The 18,569-nt window shown below is 68.3% G+C and carries 15 protein-coding genes; 1 reads left to right on the top strand and 14 read right to left on the bottom strand.

All coding sequences use genetic code 11. From position 1 onward, the window contains the following. Nucleotides 1-824, bottom strand: an 824-nt coding sequence (locus WEA80_00125; GenBank protein MEX1184978.1) for a tetratricopeptide repeat protein, incomplete at its 3' end; no start/stop codon positions are given. Between the two features lie 114 nt (nt 825-938). Between WEA80_00125 and WEA80_00120 the strand changes: the two genes are divergently transcribed. Beyond that, nucleotides 939-2,822 carry a peptidyl-prolyl cis-trans isomerase gene (locus tag WEA80_00120; protein ID MEX1184977.1) on the top strand — a complete coding sequence of 628 codons (1,884 nt, stop codon included), beginning with the start codon at nt 939-941 and terminating at the stop codon, nt 2,820-2,822. 308 nt (nt 2,823-3,130) lie between these two features. Here WEA80_00120 and WEA80_00115 read toward each other — a convergent pair whose 3' ends face one another. The 13 genes from WEA80_00115 to WEA80_00055 all read right to left on the bottom strand — a co-directional run bounded on the left by WEA80_00115 (nt 3,131) and on the right by WEA80_00055 (nt 18,553). Then, on the bottom strand, nt 3,131-3,379 hold the full coding sequence (locus tag WEA80_00115; GenBank protein ID MEX1184976.1) for a twin-arginine translocase TatA/TatE family subunit: 249 nt from the start codon (nt 3,377-3,379) through the stop codon (nt 3,131-3,133). A 27-nt stretch (nt 3,380-3,406) separates the two neighbouring features. Then, complete coding sequence (locus WEA80_00110) at nt 3,407-3,688, bottom strand: DUF4321 domain-containing protein (GenBank protein MEX1184975.1); 282 nt, start codon at nt 3,686-3,688, stop codon at nt 3,407-3,409. Then, nucleotides 3,688-4,692 (bottom strand): polyprenyl synthetase family protein, encoded by a 1,005-nt coding sequence (locus WEA80_00105; GenBank protein ID MEX1184974.1) that lies wholly within the window; start codon nt 4,690-4,692, stop codon nt 3,688-3,690. Before WEA80_00105 ends, WEA80_00110 begins: the two co-directional genes overlap by 1 nt. Then, nucleotides 4,689-6,350 carry a tetratricopeptide repeat protein gene (locus tag WEA80_00100; protein MEX1184973.1) on the bottom strand — a complete coding sequence of 554 codons (1,662 nt, stop codon included), beginning with the start codon at nt 6,348-6,350 and terminating at the stop codon, nt 4,689-4,691. The genes WEA80_00105 and WEA80_00100 overlap by 4 nt, the downstream gene beginning before the upstream one ends. Nucleotides 6,351-6,429: 79 nt before the next feature. After that, nucleotides 6,430-7,698: an imidazolonepropionase gene (gene hutI / locus WEA80_00095; protein MEX1184972.1), complete on the bottom strand. Its 1,269-nt coding sequence runs from the start codon at nt 7,696-7,698 to the stop codon at nt 6,430-6,432. Between the two features lie 7 nt (nt 7,699-7,705). Then, nucleotides 7,706-8,677, bottom strand: coding sequence for a radical SAM protein (locus WEA80_00090; GenBank protein ID MEX1184971.1), 972 nt, complete (start codon nt 8,675-8,677; stop codon nt 7,706-7,708). 96 nt (nt 8,678-8,773) lie between these two features. Next, nucleotides 8,774-10,498 (bottom strand): urocanate hydratase, encoded by a 1,725-nt coding sequence (hutU, locus tag WEA80_00085; GenBank protein MEX1184970.1) that lies wholly within the window; start codon nt 10,496-10,498, stop codon nt 8,774-8,776. After that, nucleotides 10,495-12,006 (bottom strand): histidine ammonia-lyase, encoded by a 1,512-nt coding sequence (hutH, locus tag WEA80_00080; protein ID MEX1184969.1) that lies wholly within the window; start codon nt 12,004-12,006, stop codon nt 10,495-10,497. Before hutH ends, hutU begins: the two co-directional genes overlap by 4 nt. Beyond that, on the bottom strand, nt 12,003-14,954 hold the full coding sequence (locus WEA80_00075) for a putative LPS assembly protein LptD (GenBank protein ID MEX1184968.1): 2,952 nt from the start codon (nt 14,952-14,954) through the stop codon (nt 12,003-12,005). Before WEA80_00075 ends, hutH begins: the two co-directional genes overlap by 4 nt. Beyond that, nucleotides 14,951-15,754, bottom strand: a complete 804-nt coding sequence (tatC, locus tag WEA80_00070; GenBank protein ID MEX1184967.1) for a twin-arginine translocase subunit TatC — start codon at nt 15,752-15,754, stop codon at nt 14,951-14,953. Before tatC ends, WEA80_00075 begins: the two co-directional genes overlap by 4 nt. 15 nt (nt 15,755-15,769) lie before the next feature. Beyond that, nucleotides 15,770-16,525: a tetratricopeptide repeat protein gene (locus tag WEA80_00065; GenBank protein ID MEX1184966.1), complete on the bottom strand. Its 756-nt coding sequence runs from the start codon at nt 16,523-16,525 to the stop codon at nt 15,770-15,772. A 1-nt stretch (nt 16,526) separates the two neighbouring features. Next, nucleotides 16,527-17,870, bottom strand: coding sequence for a hypothetical protein (locus WEA80_00060; GenBank protein ID MEX1184965.1), 1,344 nt, complete (start codon nt 17,868-17,870; stop codon nt 16,527-16,529). Then, on the bottom strand, nt 17,867-18,553 hold the full coding sequence (locus tag WEA80_00055) for a TonB C-terminal domain-containing protein (GenBank protein ID MEX1184964.1): 687 nt from the start codon (nt 18,551-18,553) through the stop codon (nt 17,867-17,869). The genes WEA80_00060 and WEA80_00055 overlap by 4 nt, the downstream gene beginning before the upstream one ends. Between the last annotated feature and the right edge of the window lie 16 nt (nt 18,554-18,569).

The following is an 18,569-nucleotide window of genomic DNA, read 5'->3' as shown; positions in this document are numbered from 1 at the left end:
GCTGCGACGTCGAAGGGCTCCGGCGGCGCGTGGGCTGCGACGTCGAAGGGCTCCGGCGGCGCGTGGGCTGCGACGTCGAAGGGCTCCGCCGGCCCGATCTCCGCGGATGTCGCTCCCACCGGCGCGATGTCGGCAGCCGCGACTTCGGCGGCCAACTCTGCTTCGGCGGCCGCGATGTCGACTGCCGCCCCTTCGGCGGCCACCTCTGCTTCGGCAGTCTCGGCACCAGTCGCGGACTCGGCTGCAAGCGGCTCGTCCGGTGCGGGTTCCGTGGTCTCGGACGCGGCGGAAACCGCCAGATCACCGCCGAACTCGCTGGACACCACGGGCTCTTCGAGCGGTCGAAACTCGGGCTCCGCCGGGGCAGCTTCCGCGGTCTCGGTAGAGCCGGCGACGGCCGCGGTGGAAAGCGCTGCTGCAGGCTCGCCCGCCGGCGCCTCGCGCAGGGCCTGCAGTGCGGTCGTTGCGACCTCGTTGTAGGGGTCAGCTTCGAGCATGCGCGAATACCACCGCTCGGCTTCCACTACGTCGCCGGTATCGCGCGCGATGTCGCCGAGATAGCGCAGGGCGACGATGTTCTCGGGATCCAGCGCCAGCGCCGTCTCCAGCGCGGCGCGCGAGCCGTCGAAGTCGCCCGCGTCGTACAGCGCCTGGCCGAGCACGATGTGGCCGCTGATGTGGCCCGGCACCTCCGGCAGCTGCGAGCGGCAAAGCTCCGCCGCCCGCTGCGCGTCTCCGGCCTTGCGGTACTCGTTGGCCAACGGAGCGAAATAGCGGCGCGGATTCTCCTCGAACTTTCGTTCGAGCTCTTCGAGTCTCGCCACTAGGAGGACCGCACGGTATCCGGCACCGGTTGAAGTTACGCGGATGCCACACGCGGTCAATCGGACCGGTGAGCGACACTTCTCATAAGACGCTGCGCCCGATAGCTTTTGAGGTTGTTTCGCATCTTTAAGGAGCTTGCCTTGCTGCAGGGAATGCGCGCCGCCACAAAATGGGTCTGGATCTTCATCGCTGCTGCTTTTGTCGGCGGATTCCTGCTCATGGACACGTCGGGGCTGATAGGCAGATCGGCCATCACGCCCACTACGCCCGTCGCGACGGTCAACGGCGAAGACATCCTGGCCACCCAGTGGTACGCGCTCACGCAGCAGCTGGAGACTGAGGAGACCCAGAGCAGCGGCCGCACGCTCACCCTGGAAGAGCGGGACCGGCTGGCCGACCAGGCGTACGAGCAGCTCGTCGGTGAAGTCCTGCTCCGGCAGGAATACCGGCGGCGAGGGATCAAGGTCACGAACGAAGAGATCGAGAACGCCGCGCGCTACAGCCCGCCGCCGCAACTGATACAAAGCCCGGAGCTGCAGACCGAGGGGCAGTTCGATCCCGCCAAGTATCAACGGTTCCTCTCCAGTCCGCTGGCGCGGCAGCAGGGCGTGCTGGTCCAGCTCGAGAACTATTACCGCAGCGAGATCCCGAAGCAGAAGCTGTTCGAGCAGATCCTGAGCGACGTGTACGTCAGCGACGAGCGGCTGTGGACGTTCTGGAAGGACACACACGATTCGGCGCGGGTGAGCTTCGTCGCGTTCCGCCCAGACGCGGTGCCGGATTCGCGGGTCACCGTCACCGACGCCGAGATCAAGGCGTTCTACGACGAGCACAAGGACGGATTCGAGCGGCCCGCGCGGGCCATCGTTTCCGTCATGACGATTCCGCGAGTCATCACCGCTGAAGACAGCGCGGCCGTCCGCGCGAAGGCAGTCGCGCTCAAGCAGGAGATCGAGAGCGGCGCGCGCACTTTCGAGGACGCGGCCCGCGCCGAGTCGGCCGACACGGTTTCCGGCTCGAACGGCGGGGACCTCGGCCGCGGCGGCCGCGACCGGTTCGTCCCCGATTTCGAGCGGGCCGCGTACGCGCTGACGCCCGGCCGGATCTCCGACCCGGTGCCGACGCCGTTCGGCTACCACCTCATCAAGGTCGATTCACGCACCGGCGACACGCTGTCGCTCCGCCATATCCTGCTGCGCATCGAGCAGCGGGACGAGGCGGCGGTGCTCACCGATCGCCGCGCCGATTCCCTCGCTCGCATAGCGGCGACCGCGGACGATCCCGCGAAGTTCGAGGAAGCTTCCCGCACGTTGCGGCTTCCGATCACCCGCGGCGCGGTGATCGAAGGCGAGCCGCTGACCATCGGCGGCGAGTACGTTCCGAGCGTGGGCGCGTGGGCGACGAGCGGCGCCGAACAAGGCGACATCAGCGATCTGTTCGACTGGGAGGACGGCTACGCCATTGCGCGCCTCGATTCGCTGGTGGAGGGCGGCGTTCCGAAGCTCGACGCAGTCAAGGACGAGGTCCGCGCGCGGATCGCTCAGCAGAAGAAGCTGGACATCCTGCTGAACGACGCCCGGACGCTCGCGACAGCCGCGGCGTCCATGTCGCTCGAGCAGGCGGCCGCCGCGAGGAGCCTCGAGGTGGGCCAGACGGAGACGTTCACGCGTACGACTCCGGCCCAGGGGCTGGGCCGCTTGAACGAGGCGATCGGCGCCGCCTTCGGGCTGCCTGTCGGCGCGGTGAGCGCGCCGGTCCGCACGGAGGACGCGGTTTTCGTGCTGCGCGTCGACCGCCGCACGCAGTCCGACCGGGCCGAGTTCGAGGCCCGGAAGGCGACGCTCAAGGAGCAGCAGCTCAACGCCTACCGCCAGCAGCGGCTGCAGGAGTTCATCGACAATCTGCGCGACGTCGCCGACATCAAGGACAACCGCAAGAACCTCGCGCGCGCCCAGGCCCAGGCCGCCAACCTCCCGCCCCTCCCCTTCGCGCCCTAGTGCGCGCGCGTTAGACGTTCCAGAACGGGATCGCGGGAAAAGCCGCGCCGCGCGGCACCGTGGCGCGGTCGCGGGCTGTGCTAGAGGCTCCCTACGCGCCCTACGCGCGCACACTACGCGCGCTAAGACGGGCGCTATGGGAGCCTCTGCACGCGCCCGCTCCCCGGGCAGTCATGGTCCGGTGGGGCTGTCCGTGGCTCCGGCAGGCCCGTCTTAGCTCGCGCAGTTTGCGAGCGTAGGGCCAGACGGGGCCATGGGCAGCCCCCGCCGGACCCGGGCGCGCGCGAGCGCGCCCGTGCAGTACGCTCTTACAGCAGCCGCCTAGGCTCGGAGTTGGACGCTGAGTCCTTGGCGGCCTCGGAGGCCCGGCGTGCTTCGAGCTCGGCCTCGGTCAGGCGCGGCTTGTCGTTGATCCCGTCCTGAACGTCGCGCGTGGCGTCGTTGATGTTCTTCTTGAACTCGCGGATCCCCTTCCCCATCGAGCCCGCGATCTCCGGAATTCTCTTCGCCCCGAACAGCAGCAGGACGATGAGCATGATCAACAGAATTTCGGGCATGCCTAAGTTGCCAAACATTGGAACCCCCTAGAAAAGCGAGCGCGCCACGAGGTACGCGATGAGCACCCCGACGAGACTCAGCAGAGACACGTCGAGCGCGACCGGCCCGAGCGCGAACTTCAGAATAATGAGGTCGAGCGTCACCGGCCCGAACGACGGAGTCACGCCCGTCGTGAAGAATTCCTTCGCCGCGCCGGCCGGGAGAAATGTGCGCGCGGCCTGCGTCAGCGCGCCTCCCACGATGAACCCGATCGCGAGCGTGATCGCGTAGAACCCGGGCCGCTTGCTCGCCTGTCCTCGCGGCGCCATCAGGAATGCCGCTCCATCACGTAGGAGATCGCGCTCCGCAGCGCGGCGGTCGCTTCGCTCTCCGGCACGGGCGCGAGCGCTTCCGCGGCGATCGCCGCGTGCTCGTCTCCGCGCGCTCTGGCGTAATCCAATCCACCCTCCTCCGCCACTATCTCGATGATCCTGGCGACGGCATCGTCATCCGGCTCCGTCGCCGCGAAGAACGCGTCGACTTCGCCTCGCGCGGAAGCGCCCATCGTTCCCAGCGCCGCGATCAGCGGGAGCGTGACCTTGTGCTCCCGCAGATCCAGCCCGGTCGGCTTGCCGGTCGTCTCTTTCGCCGCGGTATAGTCCAGCAGATCGTCCGCGACCTGGAACGCCATGCCCATCGCTTCGCCGTACCGCGCGAGCGCAGCGCGGTGCGCGGTCGCCCCGCACAGCGCCCCGACCTCGCACGCCGCCGACATCAGCGACGCCGTCTTCGCGCGAATCAGAAGATTGTAGTCTTCCTCGGAAAATGCGAGCGGATCGTCCAGGGCCAGCTGCCGCATCTCGCCGAGCGTCATGTCGTTCGAGGCCCTGGCGAGCACTCCCAGCGCGTCCAGATCCTGTAGGCCGACCAGCTCCAGCAGTGCGCGCGAATACAAAAAGTCGCCCATGATCACCGAAATCTCGTGACTGAACAGCGCGTTCACGGTCGGCATTCCGCGCCGCAGCACCGAGTGGTCCACGGAATCGTCGTGCACGAGCGTCGCGAGATGAATCAGCTCGACCACGGCGCCGAGCGTGGCCGCGCGCGGATTGGCGCCGTCTTCCACCCGGCTCGCGAGCAGGACCAGCGTCGGCCGGAACATCTTCCCTTTCATGCCGAGCAGGTGCCGGCTCACCTCGCCGATCAGCGGCGTGTCGGTCACCACGATGCGCACCATCTCTTCCGAGACGCGAGCAAGGTCGTCCCGCACCGGATGCTGGATCCGCGCGAGTGGCGCCATCACCGGCGAGCGCGGGCGGACGGTCGCCGTCACTTCGCCGCCTGCGTCACGGCGGCAAGGCGCTCCGAGACGTCGCGGAAGCCGATATCCACCGCCAGCACGCGCTGGTAATACGAGGCGGCCTCCTGCGTCTTCCCAAGCGCTTCCGCCGAGGCGCCGAGGAGATAGAGCACTCCCGCCAGCTTGTCGTCGTCCAGCCCGGGCTCGTCGAGCGCCCGCTGGAGAATCGTAGTCGCGACCTCGTACTGCTTCTGCTCCACGAAGCACGTACCGAGCGCTTCGTACGTGGGCGCCTTGGCCTCCGTACTTCCGCGCAGGGCCTTCTGGAATTCGCCGATCGCCTCCTCGACGAGCCCCATCTCCTTGAACGCGATCCCGAGATCATAGTGCGCGGCGGAGTCGTCCTCGTCGATGTTGGCGGCGACGCCTTCCTTGAACCGCTGCAGCATCTCCCCGAAGTCGGCCTGCTCGTCGATCGGCGGAGGCACGACTCCCTCGGCGACCATGCGTGTCGTCTTGGGTCCCGCTTCCGCGCGCAGCCAGTCACCGAGATCGAGCAAGTCGTCGTCCCTTCCGGCCGCGGGGGTCGCCGCGGGAGCCTCGGCCGGCTCGGCGGTGGGTACGAAGTCTTCCGCCGGCTCGACCGCGGGCGAATCCGCCCGAGCTGGCTCGGGGGCGACCTCTGCTTCCGCCCGCGGCGGAACCTCCACGAGCGCCGTCGGCTCGAGATCGAGCGGGGGCGCTGCCGCGACTTCCTCCGTGTCCGGCGTGTCGGCGAACCAGTCTTCGTCGGCCGAATCGGCCGCATCCATCACCGGGAGGTCGGCGAGCGCTCGCACGGCCGCCTCCCGCGTCTCGTCCGCGGGCGGCGGGAGCGGGATCGCGGCGAACTCCCGCGGCGTGAGCGGCCGGTCGGCCTTGGCGGGCTTGGCGGGCTTCTCCTCGACGAGGGCGGTCGGCTCCAGCCCGGCGACGGGCGCGGGCTCCGGCGCGGCCTCGTCGGCCGAAGCCGCGTTCACGTCGAGAAACACGAGATCGTTCGCCCGGCGGCGCTTCCCACCCGTTGCGCGGCGGGGCTCCGCCTTGGGGTTGAGCGCCTTCAGACGCTCCACGGTCGCCGCGGCTTCGTCCTGCCGCCCTTCGGCGTCGAGCTGCTCGTGCAGGATCTGGAGCTGCTCGCACGCTTCCGTCGTGCGGCCCGCTCGAGTGAGCTGCTCGGCGAGCATCAGCCGGACGTCGTCCTGGCTCGGACAGAGATCGGCGAACTCCCTCAGCGCGTAGAAGGCTGCGTCCATCTTGCCCAACTTCTGCATCCGCCCCGCGTACTCGAGGAAGTTCTGCTTCGCGTCGCTGTTGAACCCCTTCTGCGCGCTGATCTTCCCGAGCTTGTAATAGATCGAGGCGCGGTTGGGCGCATGCCGGAGGATCTTGTTGCAGAGGGCGATGGCGTTGTTGAAGAAGCCGCCCTCGGAATAAAGGTCGACCGCTTTCTCGTACAGCGTGACGGCCCGCTCGAGGTTCCCCTGACGTTGATACAGATCTCCGGCGCGATTATAGAGCGGGATGTCGGCTTCCTGCTCCTTACCCGCGATCTCGTCGAGTATCTGCTCGTACACGGCGAGCGCCCGGTCATGCTGGCGCTTCGCCTCGAAATCGGCTGCTTTTTTCTTAAGTCGTGACGCGTTGGCCATTTGCAGCGGGAGAGCGGGAGCGGGAAAGGAGGAGGCGCCCGGCCACAGCCACGCTAGCGTTCATGAGGGCGCCACGGTCTTAACCTAGCCCTGGCTCATAGGGGTGACAAGTTACGCCGCGCCTCCACGAGCCACGACAGCGACGATCACCGTACCAATAGGGCAACTCCCGGAAATCCTCCCCCTCGAACAGGGCGAGGTCGGCCGCGAAGCCTTCGGCGAGCTGGCCGGTCTCGGCCGCAAGACCCAGAGCGGCCGCGCCGTTGACGGTAGCCGCGATCAGCACCTCGGCGGCGCTCATTCGCAACTGGCTGATTCCCAGCGTCAGCACGAGCGGAAAATTGACCGTCGGCGACGAGCCCGGGTTGAAGTCGGTAGCCAGCGCGACGGCCGCGCCGGCATCTATCAGAGCGCGGGCCGGCGCCTGCTTCGACCTGCCCAGGAACAGCATGGTCCCGGGAAGCAGCGTGGCGACGGTCCCGGACTTCGCCAGCGCCTCGATCCCGCTCTCTGAGATGGCGCCGAGGTGGTCGGCTGATGCAGCACCGAGCTCCGCGGCCAGCTCCGCTCCGCCCGAATACTCCAGCTCGTCGGCGTGGAGCTTGACGCCGAGGCCGGCGCTTTTCGCGGCGCCGAGCACGGCGCGCGACTCGGCCACCGTGAACACTCCGGGCTCGCAGAAAATGTCCGCGAAGCGGGCGAGACCCGAGTCGGCCACTTCCCGGAGCATCCCGCCCGCCAGCAGCTCCAGGTACTCGGCACGGCCGGCGTCGCGCTCGCGGTAGTCGAGCGGGATCTCGTGCGCGCCGAGCCAGGTCGGGACGATCCGCAACGGCAGATCGGCGGCGAGGCGGCCGATGACGCGCAGGGACTTGAGCTCGCTCTCGGAGGAGAGGCCGTAACCCGATTTGATCTCCACCGTGGTGGTTCCGAACGCCGCGAGCCGCCGGACTCTGGCAGCGGAGAGATCGTACAGCTCGGCCTCGGCGCGCGCGCGGAGGTCGCGTACCGACGCGTGAATTCCGCCGCCGCGGCGGGCTATCTCCATGTAGCTGAGCCCCGCCGCGCGCAGCTCGTGCTCGTCGTAGCGCGGACGCCCGAACACCGCGTGCGTGTGGGAGTCGACGAGCCCGGGCGTGAGCACGCAGCCGGAGCAGTCTATCTCGGTCGCTCGCGGGTGTGCCTTCGCGAGAGCGCGCGCGTCGCCGACCGCGCCGATCCGCTCGCCCTCGACGAGCACCGCGGCGCCGGTGAGAACGCCGGCGTCGGCCATCTCGCGGCCGCGGCGGGCTCGGGCCGGGCCGGCGCAGGTGACTACCTGCCGCGCGTTGACGAAGAGCAGCGTCAAGCGCGGCTCATCCCATCACGTCGCGCACGCGGGACAGGCGCATGGGCGCCTCCGCTTCGCCGCGGCAGGCGTAGAAGCAGGCGTTGCACGCCAGCGGCTCGTACTGCTTGAACCCGGACCAGTGGAAATCGGTCGGGAAGTCGGGGCAGCGCTTCACGTGGCCGGTAGGATCGACGTGAATCGTCCTGATCCCCGAGCGGCAGGGCTCGGTCAGCTCGCCGCGGGCGTACCTGGGGATCGACTCCAGGTAGTGGTCGGAGTTTGTGATCACGCCGCGGTTGTCGCGCTTGAAGGCGAGCAGCTCCGCGGTGACGTCTTCCAGCTCGACGATCCGGTCGCCGTCGATCAGGTGCATCCGGTTTCCGTTCTTGGCGTCCGTGTACAGACTAAAATTGACGCCGCAGCCCAGCTCCCGCGCGCGGCGCACGATCGGGAGCAGCTGGTCGAGGTTGTCGCTCTTGATGACCGTGTTGAAGCGGATGTTGTCGACGCCTTCGGCGCGGATGCCGTCGAGCGCGCCGAAGATGCGCCCGGTCAGGCCGGGGATGCCGCGTGCCTCGTCGTGCCGCTCGTCCAGGTAATCGAGCGAGATGTTGAACTGGTTGATCCCGGCGTCCCACAGCGACCGCGCGCGCCGGGGCGTGAGCATCCCGCCGTGGGTGATCAGCGTGATGTACTTGAGGTGGACGGCGTCAGACACTCCCCGCACGAGCAGCTCGAGGTCGGCGCGGAGGGTCGGCTCGCCGCCGGTGAACGTGATGACCATGGGGTTGAAGTACCGGGCGGCGTCGGCGAAGCTCTTGAGCTCTTCGGCGCGCGCGGCCGGCGAGGTCTTCCAGTAGTCGCAGAAGCCGCAGCGCGCGTTGCACCGCATGGTGACTTCGAAGTGCACGAGGACCGGGCGACGCCGCACGGTCAGATAGGCGTATTTTGCCAGGAAGAGCGGGACGTGCCAGGGCTTAAATCTCGCGGACAGCACGGCGGCTCGGCTTAGTTCCGGCCGAGCCGGGCCGAGTGACGATGTGTGAGAGTTCGGGCGCTACGCGGGCTACGCCCGCTAAGACGCGCCCTCATCTCACACATCGTCACTCGTCCTCGGCTCGGTCAGCATTGGAAGCCTGATGCCGTGTTGTTCCGCGGTCGTTCTCGCCAACTCATAGCCGGCATCCGCGTGACGCGCGACGCCGATCCCGGGGTCGTTCGTGAGCACGCGCTCGAGCCGCACGCGCATCTCTGGCGTGCCGTCGGCCACGATCACTTGGCCGGCGTGCAAAGAGTTGCCGATTCCCACGCCGCCGCCGTGATGAAACGACACCCACGACGCGCCACCGGCCACATTCAGTAGAGCGTTCAGGATGGGCCAGTCGGCCACGGCGTCGCTGCCGTCTTTCATGGACTCCGTCTCGCGGAAGGGGGAAGCAACGCTCCCCGTGTCGAGGTGGTCGCGGCCGATCACGATGGGCGCGCTCAGCTCGCCCGCTGCGACGAGATCGTTCAGCGCGACACCGAAGCGCGCGCGGTCGCCCTGCCCCAGCCAGCAGATGCGGGCGGGCAGGCCCTGGAAGTGAACCTTGTCGCGCGCGATCGTGATCCAGCGGCGCAGGTGCTCGTCGTGCGGGAACAGCTCGAGCACGAGATCGTCGGTGCGCGCGATGTCGCGGGGGTCGCCGGACAGAGCCACCCAGCGGAACGGCCCCTTCCCCTCGCAGAAGAGCGGGCGGACGTACTCGGGTACGAAGCCGGGGAACGCGAACGCGTCCCGCACTCCGGCGTCGAGCGCCACGGTCCGGATGTTGTTGCCGTAGTCGAAGGTCACGGCTCCGCGCTGCTGCATCCGCAGCATCGCGCGGACGTGCTCGACGATGGACTGCGTGGCTTGCTTTACATATGCGTCGGGATCGCTCTTCCGCAGCGCCAAGGCATCCGCGAGCGACATGCCGGCGGGCACGTACCCGTTCAGCGTGTCGTGCGCGCTGGTCTGATCCGTCAATACATCCGGCGTGACGTCGCGGCGGACCAGCTCCGGCAAAACGTCCGCGGCGTTGCCGATCAGTCCGACGGACACGGCTTTCTTGGCGCCGCGCGCGCGGCCGATGATCTCCAGCGCGTCGTCCAGCGTCGCCGCCTTGACGTCGCAGTAGCCGGTCTCGATCCGCTTGTCGATGCGGCTCTCGTCCACCTCGACGCACAGGATGGCGGCCCCCTGCATCGTCGCGGCGAGCGGCTGCGCGCCACCCATCCCGCCGAGCCCGGCGGTCAGCACGAGCTTGCCGGCGAGCGAGCCGCCGAAGTGCCGGCGCGCGACGGCGCCGAACGTCTCGTAGGTGCCCTGGAGGATTCCTTGCGTGCCGATGTAGATCCACGATCCCGCGGTCATCTGGCCGTACATCATGAGACCCGCGCGCTCGAGCTCGCGGAAGTGCTCCCACGTGGCCCAGCGCCCGACGAGGTTGCTGTTCGCGATCAGGACCCTGGGCGCCGACGCGTGCGTGCGGAACACGCCGACCGGCTTGCCGCTCTGCACGAGCAGCGTCTCGTCGTTCTCCAGCGCGCGCAGCGAGGCGACGATCGCGTCGAAGCACTCCCAGTTGCGCGCGGCTTTCCCGATGCCGCCGTACACCACGAGGTCCGCGGGGCGCTCGGCGACATCCGGGTCCAGGTTGTTCATGAGCATCCGGAGGGCGGCTTCCTGCTGCCACCCCTTGCAGGATATCTCGCTCCCGCGCGGCGCGCGCACGACGCGGGCTCCAGCAGGCGCATCGCCCGCCGAGCGGCTCAACGCCGGCTCCGCGACCGTCATGATGCTTTCCCTCGCGCGAATCTCCCTTCGCCTATCGCTTTCGCGATCGCCGCAATGTCTCCGCTGAGTACGCGGTCGTCGCCGAGATGCGGGACGAGCGAGCGCACGGCGGCGTGCGCCGCGCGCAACGACGTGCCGGTCCTGAGCGGCGCGCGAAAATCCAGCCCCTGCGCGGCGCACAGCAGCTCGATGGCGAGAATGTGCCGGAGGTTCTGCGCCACGCGCCTGGCTTTCCAGGCCGCGCCCATCGCCATGGGCACGACGTCCTCCTTGCCGCCGTCGGTCGGGATCGTGTCCACGCTGGCGGGGTGAGACAGAACCTTGCATTCACTCGCCACGGACGCGGCGGTGACCTGGGCCATCATCATCCCCGAGTGCAGTCCCGCGCTCTCCGTGAGGAACGGCGGCAGCCCCTGGTTCAGGTCCGGGTGCACCAGCCTGTCGATCCGCCGCTCGGAGATCGTCGCGAGATTCGTGAGCGCGATCGCCAGGAAGTCCAGTGCCATCGCGACCGACTGCCCGTGGAAGTTGCCGCCGCTCAGCAGCTCGCCGTTCTCGAACACGAGCGGATTGTCGGTCGCCGCGTTGAGCTCGCGCGAGACTATTCCCTCGATCCACCTGAGCGCGTCCCGCGCGGGCCCGTGCACCTGCGGCATGCACCGCAGCGAGTAGGCGTCCTGCACGCGCGGGTCGCCCTCCAGATGCGACTCGCGGATCTCGCTTCCGGCGAGCAGCTCGCGCAGGAGCGCGGCGGATTCCTTCTGTCCTTCCTGGCCGCGCGCATCGTGGATTCGCTCGTCGAACGCCACCGGCGTGCCGAGCAGCGCGTCGAGCGACATCGCGCCGGCGACGTGGGCCGTCTCCCAGAGAGTGACGGCGTCGTGCAGGAGCAGCGCGGCGACGGCGGTGTGCGCCTGCGTTCCGTTGATGAGAGTGATTCCTTCCTTAGCTTGCAGCTTGAGCGGGGCAAGCTTTGCGGCGCGCAGCGCTTCGGCCGCGGCAACTTCCTTTCCTTCCAGGAACAGCGCGCCCTCGCCGATCATCGCGAGCGCGAGATGTGCGAGCGGAGCGAGATCGCCGCTCGCGCCGGCGCTGCCCTGCTCCGGCACGGGGGGATACACCCCCGCGTTCAGCATTCCGCACAGCAGCTCGGCGAGCTCGGCGCGCGCGCCGGAGAATCCCTTCGCGATCACGTTGGCGCGGAGCAGCATCATCGCGCGGACTTCGCGCTCGGGGAGCAGCGGCCCGATACCCGCCACGTGGCTGCGGATGAGGTTGACCTGCAGCTCCTCCAGCTTCGCCGGGTCGATGGCGACGTCGGCCAGCTTGCCGAAGCCCGTGGTCACGCCGTACACGGCCTGTCCGCCCGCGGCGGCCTTTTCCACGACGGCGCGCGTTCGCGCCATGCGTTCTCTCGCGGCGGACGCCAGCTCCACGCGCTCGCGCCCGACGGCGACGGCGTGAACGTCGCCGATGGTGAGCGAGTTACCGTCGAGTGCGATCGTCACTGGAGCGGAGTGATCCGCCGGTATGTCTGCTTGTCGTAATCGAACTTCAGGTCGGGCTGCGCCTTGAGCGAGATGAAGAAGCTGAACGCGAAGTTGCCGTTCTGCGCCTTGGTGAATGCAAACGTCGAGCGCCAGTCGTGCAGATCGCGCTGCAGGCCCACCGTGTGACTGGCGAACGCCCTCGCCTGGAAGTCGTAGTTGGTTCCCCAGGTAGCGGACCAGGTCGGGGTGATGTTGAAGCTCATCTGCGACTGGATGTTCTCCCGCGGCGGAGTGCGCACGAAGGCCGATCCGATCGGCCGGTCGAACGGAGTGGCGCTGGTCGGGTTGGTCTGTTGCTCGACCAGGCACTGGGTGTACGCGATCGGATTGAATTCGTAGATGCGGCAGTTCACCGCCGGATCGTAATCGATGACGTTCCCGCCGACCGGCGGGCGCTGGCGCTGCGAGCTGAACGTGAAGTTGGCCTGAAAGCCCTGCGTCGCCTGCATCCCGCCGTATATGCGATCCCGCGCGGCGACCCCGGCCACCGGCGTCGAGCCAGCCTTCCGCGACAGCGCGTCGTCGCCGGCGGGCTCCAGCCGCTCGATCTGCGGGTTGCGCTGCGGCACGGCGCGCCCAAACAGGCGTGAGAACGCGGCCAGAATCCCCGACTGCTGGTTCAGCGTGAACGACGCGCTCAGCGTCTCGCGATACGGCTTGAATACGGCCGTGTCGCTGAGCAGAACGCCCTGGAAGAGCGAATAACCCGCGCTGAGGTTAAAGCCGGGAAGCAGATCCGACGCAAGATCGTACGACAACCGCTCCGTCGCGAAGCCGGAGCGCCCGGTGACTCTTGCCTTCTCGAAATCGTAAGCCAGGGGCGAAAAGTTGATCGACAGCAGCCGGATCTTGCGATCGGTGCCATCCGATCTGTTCCCTCCTGTGGCGCTGTCAGGCTTGGCGCGCAGCTTGGCCTCGATGTTCTGCGATATCTGCAGCGTGATCATATTCTGCGCGAGCCCGCCGGTGTAGGAGAAGCGTGAGGTGTTGCGGGCAGCGAGGAACTCGTCGCCGACTCTCGCCGCCGGCGCGTAACCGTAGCTCAGCCGCGGTGAGATAGAATGGCGGAATCGCTCGACCCGGCCGAACCCCGGAAACAAGCCGAAAAACGTCGGCGAAACTCCAATGCCGTAGATCGCCCGCTTCGACTGACGGACGAACCTGCCGCCCGAAAACTGCGTTCGAACCATGTACGGCGCGGGATCCACGTTCGAGAACGATATCGACGGCGAGACGTTCCACGTGCCGACCAGAAGTCCCGGCAGACCGATGCTCGTCTCCCAATCGACATTCGTTCGGTATGTGCGGCTGAACACACGCGCGGAAAACACGCCGCTGTCGGTGCGACTCGCGAGCAGGACCGAAGTCGGATAATCGTCATCGCTGTCCGCCACGCGGAAAGAGTTCGACCAGGTGAAGCCGAATATCTTGAGTGGCGTGTTGAACGTGACGTTCGTCGCGCGCCTGTCTCCACTCAGTCTTACGCTGTCGAGTCCACTCTCCCGCGGGAGATAGCGAAAGGACACCGTGCCCGGCTGATCCAGGTTGAAGTTCTGGTCGTTTATCAGCGACAGCGACGGCGTCCACTCCAGCCAGCGCGCCAGCGCCAGCGTCGGCGTGATCAGATTGAAGTTCGGGAATTGCTGGTCGACCTGATCGCGGCCGGGATACTGCCTGCGGTTCCCGCCGATGGTCAGCGAAGCGGGGCCGAGCTTCTGCGCGTAGTTCGCCTGCGACGAGATGGTCGCCATCACCTGCCGCGGATCGAACGCGTTGCTCCGCTGGATGAAGGTGTTGGTGACGTAGTTGAGATTGAACGACAGGTTGCGAGTCTGCGAGAAGCTCTGCTGGTGCGCCCACGACAGCGCGGTGTTGGTGTTGCCGGACCGCTGACGATCGTGGGAAGAGGCAAACCGCCCGGTCATGAACCGGCTCAGCCAGCGGTACTGGAACTCGCCGTTGTACTTGATCCACCCCGGATCGCCCTCGGTGGGCCGCGCGCCGCTGCGCCAGTCCAGCCAGAGCCGCGCGTCGGTGTAGTCGCTCAGCGCGAAGTAATAGCCGATGTTGTCCACGTGCCGGCGATACTGGGGACTGTTGCGGAATATCTCGCTCACGCCGAACCGGGGCGTGAGTATTCCGCTGCGCCGGCCCGAGCGAATGTCCTGGAACATGAACGGCAGCCAGAGGACCGGCACCTCGCCGATGTACAGCACGGCCGGCCGCGCGACGAGCAGCGTCTTCGACACCATCTTGATCCTGCCGGCGCGGAAGAAATAGTGCGGCACCGGGTCGTCACAGGTGGTGAAGTCTCCCTCGCGCACGAAGAACGTGGTCGGCTGCCGCCCGGTCGTGTCCGACACGAACGCCGCCTCGACCCCCGACACGAACCAGCGCTCGCCGCTCTCCACCGCGGTGCTGATGTTCGAGACGCTGCCGCGGCGCGTCGCGATGTTGTACGTCAGCGAGCCGCGCGAGACCACGTCCTCCGCGTTCTGCGATGGGTCGCGCAGGATGTTCGTGTCACCGCGCACCACGACGAGCTTGGTCACGTCGCTGTACAGGATCGTGTCGCCAACGACGAGCGTGGCGCCCCGCCCGACCGCGCCCGGATCGCCCGTCAGGTCGAGCGTCCGCACCCTGGCGTCGAACACGACCCGGTCTCCCTGATATCGGGTCGCGGTGTAGCCGCGCCGGTCGAGCAGATCGCGCATGACCGAATCCGGTTCCGCCCACTTCACCAACTCGCGGACGGTCGTATCCCGGCCGGCGGTGTCGCGCGGAGCGGCGTCCGGGCGAGCGGACATGATCTGCGCCTGCGCCGCCGGCGCCGGCGCGCACACGACCGCGATCGCGGCCGTTAGCGCGGCCGTTAGCGCGGCACTTACGAGACGCCGCCGGGTCACGCGGGCGCCCCCGCATGCTGCTCGGCCGCGCGCTCTTCCGCCGCCTTCCGCGCCGCGCGCTTGAGCCGTCTCCGGTGCAACCCCTTCGACAGCACCACGCTCAGCTCGTACAGGAAGTAGAGCGGCACCGCGAGGGCCACGAGCGACGTCGGATCGGAGCCCGGCGTGACGAAGGCCGCCAGCACCAGCACCGCCACGGCCGCGTGCCGGCGGAACTTCACGAGCAGCTCCGGCGTCACGATCCCGAGCGCGGTCAGCGCGAGAATCGCGATCGGCAGCTCGAACGCGACGCCGAACATGAGCGACATGCTGACCGCGAAGCCGAAGTAGTCGGCCGCGGTGATCATCGGCGTGAGCGCGCCCGCCTGCAGACCGAGCAGAAAGCGCATCGTCAGCGGCAGCACCACGAAGAACGACAGCGCCACGCCCGCCAGAAAGAGCAGGAGCATTCCGGCGAGAACCGGCACGACCATTCTCTTCTCGCGCGGCAGCATGGCGGGCGACACGAACAGCCACAGCTGGTAGGCGATCACCGGCGACGCGATGATCGCGCCCAGCACGAAGGCCATGTCGATCAGGATCCCGAAGACGTCCCCCGGGTGCGTGTACACCAGCGTCCGGCCGCCGAGATAGGGGCGGATCGGGCGCTGCAGAAAGCCGATGATGTCGATGTTGGTGACTACCGCGAACGCGACGATTACGCCGCCGATGAAGGCGGCGCCGGCCCGCAGCAGTCGCTGGCGCAGCTCCTCGAGGTGGTCGAGGAACGGCATCTCCGCGCTGTGGGACCGCCGGGCCATGTCCGGGTGGGTGCGTTACTGCAAGTCGCGCAATCTGTCGCGCGCCAGCGCGGCTTCGTCCGAGCGCGGAAACTTGCTGATCACTTCGTTGTACAGCCGGCGGGCGTCGCGCGTACGCCTGGCGCCTTCGGCGGCTACCGCGCGCTTGTACGTCGCCGTGGCGGCGCGCGGCGAGCGCGGATAAGCGGACGCCACCCGCTCGTACGCCTGGTCGGCGGCCTCGGCGTTCCCTTCGGCCGCGTGCGTCTCGCCGATGTAGAACTGCGCGTCGGCGGCGACGTCCGATTCCGGATAGCGCGCGAGCAGATCCTCGAACGCGGTGCGGGCGGCGGCCGTGCTGCCGCGGAGCAGCTGATCACGCCCGAGCTGATACAGCTGGTTCGGGCCCGGCTGCGGCGCCGCGCTGCCCGGAGTCGTTGGCGCGGGAACGCGCGACTCTACGGCCGCCCTCAGCTCCTGCATGCGCGACTGGCTCTGACCGGCGAGCTCCTGCAGCCGGCGCGTGTCTTCCTCGATCGCGCTGAACCGGCCCGATACGTCCGCCCGCAGCCGCGTCAGCCGCGTTGCGACCGCGCTCACCGAGTCGGTGAGCGACTGCATGGAGCGCATGATGCGCTGGATCTCCTGCCGCCTGGCGGAATCGCTCTGCGCCGCTTCGGCACGGACCAGCATGATGTCCTGCTGGAGGACGGTGACGTCGCTCTTGGTCGCCATGCACCCGGCTACGACGAGCGGGAGCGCGACCAGCAGGCGGGCGGCGCGGCGCGGCATTTCAGTCAGGCGTGTTGGTGGCATGTTGCTCGTTGGAAAGAGTTGGCGCGAGATACGGCGACCAGTCGGCGAGACGCGCGCCCGCGGCGTGCGTGAGCTGGCGCAGGCGTCCCGACTCCGAATCGATCACCCAAAGTTGCTGCACACCGCTCCGGCTCGAGGTGAACACGAGGTGCCTGCCATCGGGCGCCCACGACGGATCCTCGTTTACGCCCGTGCTCGTGAGCTGTTTCACGCTCCGGTCGCGAAGGTTCAGCACCATGATCTGGAAGCCGCCAGCGGTCGCCTGATACGCGATCAGGCGCCCATCCGGCGACCACGCCGGACTGGCGCGGTAGCTCGTGCCTCCGAAGGTGAACTCCGTGAGCAGCTGCACGTTGGTTCCGTCGGAATCCGAAATATATACCTCGGGCTGCCCCGCTCTCCCCGACATGAACGCGATCTTGCGGCCGTCGGGGCTGAACGACGGCGACGTGTTGTCGGTACCGCGCCCCACCGTGACCCTCCGCGCGGACGACAGGTTCGCCAGCGACGCGGCCACTATCTCGGTGCCGCCTCCGTGGTTCGTGGACCACACGAGCTGTTGTCCGTCGGGGGAAAATGCCGGGGTGATGTTCAGCCCTTCGGGCGTGGCGCGCACGATCCGTCGCGAGCCGGTCTCGAGATTGTGCAGCTCGATGCGGGTCCCGGCCGAGCCGTACCGGCTGTACGCGATCATCCTTCCGTTCGGGTGCCATGCGGGCGACATCGTGAGCGCGCCACGCGTGATCTGGCGCTGATTGGCGCCGTCGCTGTCGACCAGCCACACGTCGCTGCCCCGCACGAACAGCACGCGCGAGCGCGACATCCCCTTCACGCCGGTGATCCACCGCTCGATCTCGTCGGCGATGCCGTGGATCTCCATCCGCCATTCGCCGGACGGGCGCGCGGCCGCGACAGCGAACGTGTCCGCGCGCAGGACGCGCCGGGCGGTGACGTCGTGCACTTCGGCTCGATAACCGCCGGCCGTGGGGACGATCCGCACTATCGCCGCCGCGCCCAGCCGGGAGAAGAGCTGGTAGTTGAAGCGCCGGCCGGCCGCGGGCGTGAGGCCGCGAAGCACCGCGCTGTCGAGCGCGATGACGGTGACCCGGTCGCCGTAATCGAGGTCGCGCTGCACGATCGCGCGAACCGAGTCGCCGCGAGTGGCTTCGACAGGCATGACGATTACACCGGGCTTCACTCCGGCACCGTAGCTGAGCCCGATGCGGACTCCGCGCGGCGTTTCCTGCGACGCTACGGCCAGCGGCAGCGCCGTCAGGACGAGGGAAAGCGCGATCGCCGGACGGAAAGCGCGGAGAATCATCTGAGCACCTGGGGATCGAAGCTGAACACTACCGGGAGGACGTCGTCGGAGAATCCTTCCGGCAACGGGCCGAAGGCGCGCGCCCCGGCGGCGGCTTCGATCGCGCCCTGTGCCTCGAGGTCGAACGAATAGGAGCCGGACCGCGAGACGAACCGCATGTTGGTGACGGAGCCGTTGCGATGAATCAGAAACATGACCTCAGCTTTGAGCCGGGCATCCCGGTCGGGGGGCTGGAAGCGCAGCGCGATCTGGCGCACGATGTTGTTCAGGTACCCCGGGAACGGGAATTCGATTCCCTCCGTCTGCACGGTCGCAACGTCCGTTCCGCGTCCACCCGTCGGGCCGCCGCCGGCGCGTGCCGCAGCCCGCGGCCGCGACGTCTGCGCGGGCGCCGGCGTCGTCCGACGCGGCGCGGGCACGGCTGCCCGATTCGGCGACGGCATCTGTTGCACGGCCTGCTCGGGCGCGGTTCGTGGAGGGGCGGTCTGTGCGGGAGTGGGCGGCGCGGTGGTAACCTCGCCTATCGCGCGCGGCCCGGCGGGCGCCGCGACGATGTTGACCCGGTAGATCGGCGGAAGAGCGATCTGCGGTTGGCGGTCGCGCACGACAAACAGCATGGTGAGCGCCGCGGCGTGGACGACCGCCGAGGCCAGTATCGGGCCATTGAGCCGCGTTTCTCGCACGATCACGCCTCAGGCC

The sequence above is a fragment of the Gemmatimonadaceae bacterium genome, from assembly GCA_040882285.1.
GTDB lineage: Bacteria > Gemmatimonadota > Gemmatimonadetes > Gemmatimonadales > Gemmatimonadaceae > JACDCY01.
Note: the sequence above shows the minus strand (reverse complement) of the source record. Positions and strands in the feature narration are given on the sequence as shown.

What these genes read in the sequence shown, in the direction of transcription:
- WEA80_00115 (MEX1184976.1), bottom strand. Translation starts at nt 3,379, where the DNA reads ATGCCCGAAATTCTGTTGATCATGCTCATCGTCCTGCTGCTGTTCGGG.
- tatC (MEX1184967.1), bottom strand. Translation starts at nt 15,754, where the DNA reads ATGGCCCGGCGGTCCCACAGCGCGGAGATGCCGTTCCTCGACCACCTC.
- WEA80_00110 (MEX1184975.1), bottom strand. Translation starts at nt 3,688, where the DNA reads ATGGCGCCGCGAGGACAGGCGAGCAAGCGGCCCGGGTTCTACGCGATC.
- hutU (MEX1184970.1), bottom strand. Translation starts at nt 10,498, where the DNA reads ATGACGGTCGCGGAGCCGGCGTTGAGCCGCTCGGCGGGCGATGCGCCT.
- WEA80_00060 (MEX1184965.1), bottom strand. Translation starts at nt 17,870, where the DNA reads ATGATTCTCCGCGCTTTCCGTCCGGCGATCGCGCTTTCCCTCGTCCTG.
- WEA80_00065 (MEX1184966.1), bottom strand. Translation starts at nt 16,525, where the DNA reads ATGCCGCGCCGCGCCGCCCGCCTGCTGGTCGCGCTCCCGCTCGTCGTA.
- WEA80_00100 (MEX1184973.1), bottom strand. Translation starts at nt 6,350, where the DNA reads ATGGCCAACGCGTCACGACTTAAGAAAAAAGCAGCCGATTTCGAGGCG.